This is a genomic window from Mycobacterium helveticum, from assembly GCF_007714205.1.
Lineage (GTDB): Bacteria > Actinomycetota > Actinomycetes > Mycobacteriales > Mycobacteriaceae > Mycobacterium > Mycobacterium helveticum.
Genome location: NZ_VMQU01000193.1, coordinates 1 through 6,492 on the forward strand (window position 1 = coordinate 1; position 6,492 = coordinate 6,492).

Here is a 6,492-nt window from a genome sequence, read left to right on the forward strand (position 1 = left end):
ACCCACACCGCGACACTATGCGCACCCACCGACAAAACCGGCCGCCCAGTGACCACAGAAACGCAAGTGACACAAGTTTTTTCGGGCAGGAACGGCCGGGCCTTCCGCCGGTCAGTGGTGATGCTCGCCGTGGTCGTGATGCTCGTGCTCGGCATCGGGAGAGCCGCCCATCATGCGCAGCATCGGCATTCCCCCCGACGCGACGAACCGGGCGACCAGCACCGCCGCAACGACAAGGAAGGCGATGTTGAGCCAGGTGGTGTAATTCCACGAGATCCCCGCGTCCAGCACCACGGCGCTGCGCTGTGCCGGGATGAGATTGGCTGCGCCGAAGAGCGATTCGACCAGGTATCCGGCGGCGACCATCGCGGCGTAGAAGGTGGACAACAGCGTCAGCATCATCCTGGTGCCGTAGTACTTGCGGTAGATGTTCAAGATCGGCACGATCAGCAGGTCGGCGTAGATGAACGCGACGACGCCGCCGAAGCTGATGCCGCCGTTCCACAGCACCGCGGCGAGCGGCACGTTGCCGATCGAGCAGACGAACGACGCGATCGCCACGATCGGGCCCACGACCGGACCCCACAGTGCCGCCCAGCCCGGCTGGTCGGCCAAAAAGAATCCCTGCCAAAAGGTTTCGGGAACCCAGGCCGCGATCGCCCCCGCAATCAGCAGGCCCGCGAACAGGTCGCGCAGGATCGCCGACCACTCCATGACGAACACGTGCGACACCGAGGTGAAGCCCTGCCGGGACAGGAGCCGTCGCCAGAAAGAACCCTCGCTCTGGATCGACATGTCCATCGCGGCATGGCCTTCCATCGATCCGGCGATTCCCAGCTCGGCCCGCGCGCGCGGCGTCGACGAGCCGGGAGCGCACGAACAACCGGAACAGCACCGCCAGCACGACGATCATCACCGGCCCGCCGACGAATTCCGCGGCGGTGAACTGCCAGCCCATCAGGAGGGCCAGGATGATGCCCAGCTCCACGACGAGATTGGTGGAGCCGATCTCGAATGCCATGGCCGCGGTGAAGTTGGCGCCCTTGCGGAACAGCGATCGCGCCAGGGCCACCGCCGCATACGAGCACGACGACGCGGCCGCGCCCAGCCCCGCCGCCAGCGCCAGGGTACGCGGCCGGTCGTCGCCGAGGAGGGCCACGACCGTCGAGCGGCGCACCACCGCCTGCACCACCGCCGAGAGGGCGAAACCGAGGATCAACGCCCAGAGGATCTCCCACGTCATCGTGCCGGCCAGCGTCAGCGCGTGGCCGATCGCTGCCAGCACCGCCATGAATTCCTCCGCCCGGTCGAGGCCGTCCGGGCGTCCGAATATATACCCGGGTGGGGTATCGAATCAACCTCGCCGCGCAGAACTCGCAGCACGCGGACGCGGTCTCCGAATCGCCGCACCGGAAAATGGGGACTCGCCGCGCGTGCCGCATTCCTGAGAATGGCCGTCTGCGAGCGTGGGCCGGCCCTTGACGGGGACTTCACCCGTTCTTCGTCGGGCAAGTGCCCGACACACCGGTGTCGCCACCACTGCCACAGACGTAACAGAAGGCACACTGGTAACAACAGAGTTTTTTGGCATGACGCCCAGGAGGGTATGGCCGTGTACCGAGTCTTTGAAGCGCTGGACGAACTGGCTGCCATTGTCGAAGAAGCCCGTGGCGTGCCGATGACCGCCGGCTGCGTGGTGCCCCGCGGCGACGTGCTCGAACTGGTCGACGACATCAAGGACGCGATCCCGGGCGAACTGGACGACGCCCAGGACGTCCTCGATGCGCGTGACTCGATGCTGCAGGAGGCCAAGGACCACGCCGAATCCATGGTGAGCTCGGCGACCACCGAGTCCGAATCGATGCTCAACCACGCCCGCGCGGAGGCCGACCGGCTCCTGTCCGACGCGAAAGCGCAGGCAGACCGGATGGTGAGCGAGGCCCGCCAGCACAGCGAACGGATGGTCGGCGAGGCCCGCGAGGAGGCGATGCGCATCGCCACGGCCGCCAAGCGCGAGTACGAGGCCAGCACCAGCCGGGCCCAGGCCGAATGCGACCGGCTGCTCGAGAACGGCAACCTCTCCTACGAGAAGGCCGTGCAGGAGGGCATCAAGGAACAGCAGCGCCTGGTCTCCCAGAACGAGGTCGTGCAGGCGGCCAAGGCCGAGTCCGCCCGGCTCATCGACACCGCCCACGCCGAGGCCGACCGGCTCCGCGGCGAATGCGACATCTACGTCGACAGCAAACTCGCCGAGTTCGAGGAATTCCTCAACGGCACCCTCCGCTCCGTGGGCCGTGGCCGCCACCAACTGCGGACGGCGGCGGGCACCCACGACTACGCCACGCGCTAGCCGGATCGGCTCACCGCGGCAAACGCCAGTTCAGCACTGGCGTTGTGCGGTCGGCACGTAGGATTTCCCCTATGACGCGGCAGCACAGCACCACGGCGCACCGCCGTCCGGTTTCGCCCATGACGCTGGATATCACACCGCTCGGCCGACGCCCCGGAGCGATGGTCACCATGCGTGACACCGTGCCCAGCCCGTCGCGCATCGGGCTGGACATGATCGCGATCGAGCGGGGCGCGCCGCTGGAACTGGATCTGCGGGTCGAGTCGGTGTCCGAGGGCGTGTTGGTGACCGGAACGGTCACCGCGCCCACCACCGGCGAGTGCTCCCGCTGCCTGGGCGCGGTCGACGGGCGCATCCAGGTCGCCGTGACCGAGCTGTTCGCCTACCCCGGCAGCACGACCGAGGCGACCACCGAGCAGGACGAGGTCGGCCACATCGTGGACGACACGATCGACCTCGAGCAGTCCGTCGTCGACGCCGTCGGGCTGGAGCTGCCGTTCTCGCCGGTGTGCCGGCCCGACTGCCCCGGGCTGTGCCCCGAATGCGGCGTCTCCCTGGCCGCCGAGCCGGACCACCACCACGACCGCATCGACCCGCGGTGGGCCAGGCTGACCGAGATGTTGCCGCCCGGGCCGGATGCCTCGGGGGGTGAGCGTTGACCTCGCGGCAAGACCTGCTCGACGCGCTCGGTGTCGATCTGCCCGACGAGCTGCTCGAACTGGCGCTGACGCACCGCAGCTACGCCTACGAGAACGGCGGCCTGCCGACCAACGAGCGTCTCGAGTTCCTCGGGGACGCCGTTCTGGGCCTGACCGTCACCGACGAGCTCTTCCATCGCCACCCCGACCGGCCGGAGGGGGACCTGGCCAAACTGCGCGCCAGCGTCGTCAACACCCAGGCGCTGGCCGACGTCGCGCGCAACCTGTCCGGCGAGGGCCTCGGGACGCACCTGTTGTTGGGCCGCGGCGAGGCGAACACCGGCGGGGCCGACAAGTCCAGCATCCTGGCCGACGGCATGGAATCCCTGCTGGGCGCGATCTACCTGCAGCACGGAATCACCACGGCGCGCGACGTGATCCTGCGGTTGTTCGGCCCGCTGCTGGACGCCGCGCCCACGCTGGGGGCCGGGCTGGACTGGAAGACCAGCCTGCAGGAGCTGACGGCCGCGCGCGGCCTGGGCGCGCCTTCCTACGTGGTGACCTCCACCGGCCCGGACCACGACAAGGAATTCACCGCGGTGGTCGTCGTGATGGAGACCGAATACGGGTCGGGCACCGGGCGCTCCAAGAAGGAGGCCGAGCAGAGGGCCGCGGCCGCGACCTGGAAGACGCTGGAAGCGCGCGACACCGCGGGGAAATTGCCCGTCTAGATGCCCGAATCAGATGCCCGAGCTGCCTGAAGTCGAGGTGGTGCGCCGGGGATTGCAGGCCCATGTGGTCGGCAGGACGATCACGGCGGTCCGGGTGCACCACCCCCGCGCGGTGCGCCGCCACGAAGCCGGGCCCGCCGATCTCACCTCCCGGCTGCTGGGGGCGCGGATCACCGGGACCGATCGCCGCGGCAAATACCTGTGGCTGCTGCTCGGGTCGGACACCGCGCTCGTCGTCCACCTGGGCATGAGCGGGCAGATGCTGCTGGGCCCCGTCCCGCGCGCCGAGCACGTGCGGATCTCCGCCCTGTTCGACGACGGGACCGTGCTGAGCTTCGCCGACCAGCGCACCTTCGGCGGGTGGCTGCTCGCCGACCTGGTGGAAGTCGACGGCAGCGTGGTGCCTGCGCCCGTCGCGCACCTGGCCCGTGACCCGCTGGACCCCCGCTTCGACGCCGACGCCGTCGTGCGGGTGCTGCGGGGCAAGCACTCCGAGCTCAAGCGTCAGCTGCTGGATCAGCAGGTGGTGTCGGGGATCGGCAACATCTACGCCGACGAGGCGCTGTGGCGGGCCAAGGTCCACGGCGCGCGCGTGGCGGCCACGCTGAGCCGCGCGCGCCTGGCCGCGGTCCTGGACGCCGCCGCGGAGGTGATGCGCGAGGCGCTGGCCAAGGGGGGGACCTCGTTCGATTCGCTCTACGTCAACGTCAACGGCGAGTCGGGGTACTTCGACCGGTCGCTGGACGCCTACGGCCGCGCGGGCCAGGCGTGCCGGCGCTGCGGCGCGGTGATGCGCCGGGAGAAGTTCATGAACCGCTCGTCGTACTACTGCCCGAAATGTCAGCCCCGCCCGCGGCTTTGAGCGTCTCTCCCGGGCTTTCTCGCGCAGCCGTCGATTTCGGCGAAACATGAACCACCGGTAGAAATGAGCCATGACGGAACTTTGGGTCGAACGCACCGGAACCCGCCGCTACACGGGCCACAGCTCGCGCGGAGCGCGGGTCCTTATCGGTTCCGATGACGTGGAGGGCGTGTTCACCCCCGGCGAGCTGCTCAAGATCGCGCTTGCCGCGTGCAGCGGAATGTCCAGCGACCATCCGCTGGCCCGCCGCCTCGGCGAGGACTACGCGGCGGTGATCAGGGTGTCCGGCACCGCGGACCGAGAACAGCAACGCTATCCCCAGCTCGAGGAGACCCTCGAGCTGGACCTGTCCGGGCTGTCCCCGGAGGACAGGGACCGCCTTCTGCTCGTGGTCAACCGGGCCATCGATCAGGTCTGCACCGTCGGGCGCACGCTGAAGTCGGGCACCACGGTCACCTTCGGGGTCGCCGGTGACACATCCGACGCCGGATCCTGACGTTCGGCTCACCGCCTGGGTGCACGGGAAAGTCCAGGGGGTCGGCTTTCGCTGGTGGACGCGCTGCCGGGCGCTGGAGCTGGGCCTGACCGGTTACGCGGCCAACCAGCCCGACGGCCGGGTGCTGGTGGTCGCGCAGGGGCGACGCGAGGCGGTCGAGAGGCTGCTGCAGCTGCTGGACGGCGGCGAGTCCTGGCCCCCCCAGCCCGGCCGCGTCGACAAGGTCGTGGCCGACTGGTCGCAGCCGCGGGAGCGTTTCGACGGGTTCGTCGAGCGCTGAGCGCTCCCCTCGCCGTGACGGGTGTGACCACTGTGACCAGTGCACCAGCGATTGCCCCGACCGGCGGAGTTCGGGCCCGCCGACACCCCCGCGGGGAGGCTTGACGCGGCGGTTCGAGCGGTAGTCTGGCACGCCGTGTACCTCAAGAGTCTGACGCTGAAGGGCTTCAAGTCCTTCGCATCGCCGACGACTCTGCGCTTCGAACCGGGCATCACCGTTGTCGTCGGGCCGAACGGCTCCGGTAAATCGAACGTGGTCGACGCCCTGGCCTGGGTGATGGGGGAGCAGGGCGCCAAGACGCTGCGCGGCGGGAAGATGGAGGACGTCATCTTCGCCGGCACCTCGTCGCGGGCCCCGCTGGGCCGCGCCGAGGTCACCGTGACCATCGACAACTCCGACAACGCGCTGCCCATCGACTACTCCGAGGTGTCCATCACCCGCCGCATGTTCCGCGACGGCGCCAGCGAGTACGAGATCAACGGCAGCGGCTGCCGGTTGATGGACGTCCAGGAGTTGCTGAGCGACTCCGGGATCGGCCGCGAGATGCACGTCATCGTAGGGCAGGGCAAGCTCGACGCGATCCTGCAGTCGCGGCCCGAGGATCGCCGCGCGTTCATCGAAGAAGCCGCCGGCGTGCTCAAGCACCGCAAGCGCAAGGAAAAGGCGCTGCGCAAACTCGACGCGATGTCGGCCAATCTGGCGCGGCTCACCGACCTGACCACCGAGTTGCGGCGCCAGCTCAAACCGCTGGGCCGCCAGGCCGAGGTGGCCCGTCGCGCCCAGACCATCCAGGCCGACCTGCGCGACGCCCGGTTGCGGCTGGCCGCCGACGACCTGGTCGGCCGGCAGACCCAGCGCGAGGCGATCCTGGAGGCCGAGGCCGCGATGCGCCGCGAGCACGACGAGGCCGCAGCGCGTCTCGCGGTGGCGTCCGACGAGCTGACCGCGCACGAGACCGCGCTGGCCGAGCTCTCGAGCCGCGCCGAGGCGGTCCAGCACACCTGGTTCGGGCTGTCCGCCCTGGCCGAACGCGTGGCCGCGACCGTGCGCATCGCCAGCGAGCGCGCCCAGCATCTCGATGTCGAGCCGGTCAGGACCGGCGACCCCGACCCGCCGTGGTGCTCGCAGAGCCAGG

At 69.5% G+C, this 6,492-nt stretch carries 7 protein-coding genes and 1 pseudogene; 7 read left to right on the forward strand and 1 reads right to left on the reverse strand.

The features are described from left to right. Nucleotides 1-111 precede the first annotated feature (111 nt). Nucleotides 112-1,291: pseudogene (locus tag FPZ47_RS25840) on the reverse strand (permease). Nucleotides 1,292-1,612: 321 nt separating this feature from the next. Between FPZ47_RS25840 and sepIVA the strand changes: the two are divergent. The 7 genes from sepIVA to FPZ47_RS25875 all read left to right on the forward strand — a co-directional run. Beyond that, nucleotides 1,613-2,350, forward strand: coding sequence for a cell division protein SepIVA (sepIVA, locus tag FPZ47_RS25845; RefSeq protein WP_144956758.1), 738 nt, complete (start codon nt 1,613-1,615; stop codon nt 2,348-2,350). A 71-nt stretch (nt 2,351-2,421) separates the two neighbouring features. Beyond that, a complete protein-coding gene (locus tag FPZ47_RS25850) occupies nt 2,422-3,009 on the forward strand; it encodes a YceD family protein (protein ID WP_210420014.1) in 588 nt (195 codons plus the stop codon). Continuing rightward, nucleotides 3,006-3,719 carry a ribonuclease III gene (gene rnc, locus FPZ47_RS25855; protein ID WP_144956744.1) on the forward strand — a complete coding sequence of 238 codons (714 nt, stop codon included), beginning with the start codon at nt 3,006-3,008 and terminating at the stop codon, nt 3,717-3,719. Before FPZ47_RS25850 ends, rnc begins: the two co-directional genes overlap by 4 nt. A 13-nt stretch (nt 3,720-3,732) precedes the next feature. Further along, nucleotides 3,733-4,581 (forward strand): DNA-formamidopyrimidine glycosylase, encoded by an 849-nt coding sequence (mutM, locus tag FPZ47_RS25860; protein ID WP_144956747.1) that lies wholly within the window; start codon nt 3,733-3,735, stop codon nt 4,579-4,581. Between the two features lie 70 nt (nt 4,582-4,651). Then, the gene (locus FPZ47_RS25865; RefSeq protein ID WP_144956750.1) at nt 4,652-5,077 is read left to right on the forward strand and encodes an OsmC family protein; all 426 of its coding nucleotides are present in this window, start codon (nt 4,652-4,654) and stop codon (nt 5,075-5,077) included. Continuing rightward, nucleotides 5,052-5,357, forward strand: a complete 306-nt coding sequence (locus FPZ47_RS25870; protein WP_144956752.1) for an acylphosphatase — start codon at nt 5,052-5,054, stop codon at nt 5,355-5,357. Before FPZ47_RS25865 ends, FPZ47_RS25870 begins: the two co-directional genes overlap by 26 nt. Nucleotides 5,358-5,492: 135 nt before the next feature. Beyond that, nucleotides 5,493-6,492: chromosome segregation SMC family protein (locus tag FPZ47_RS25875; RefSeq protein ID WP_145039699.1), on the forward strand; the 1,000-nt coding region annotated here is incomplete at its 3' end.

Bases quoted from the DNA above. Each gene is read 5' to 3' on its own strand.
- FPZ47_RS25850 (WP_210420014.1), top strand. From the start codon at position 2,422: ATGACGCGGCAGCACAGCACCACGGCGCACCGCCGTCCGGTTTCGCCC.
- mutM (WP_144956747.1), top strand. From the start codon at position 3,733: ATGCCCGAGCTGCCTGAAGTCGAGGTGGTGCGCCGGGGATTGCAGGCC.
- FPZ47_RS25865 (WP_144956750.1), top strand. From the start codon at position 4,652: ATGACGGAACTTTGGGTCGAACGCACCGGAACCCGCCGCTACACGGGC.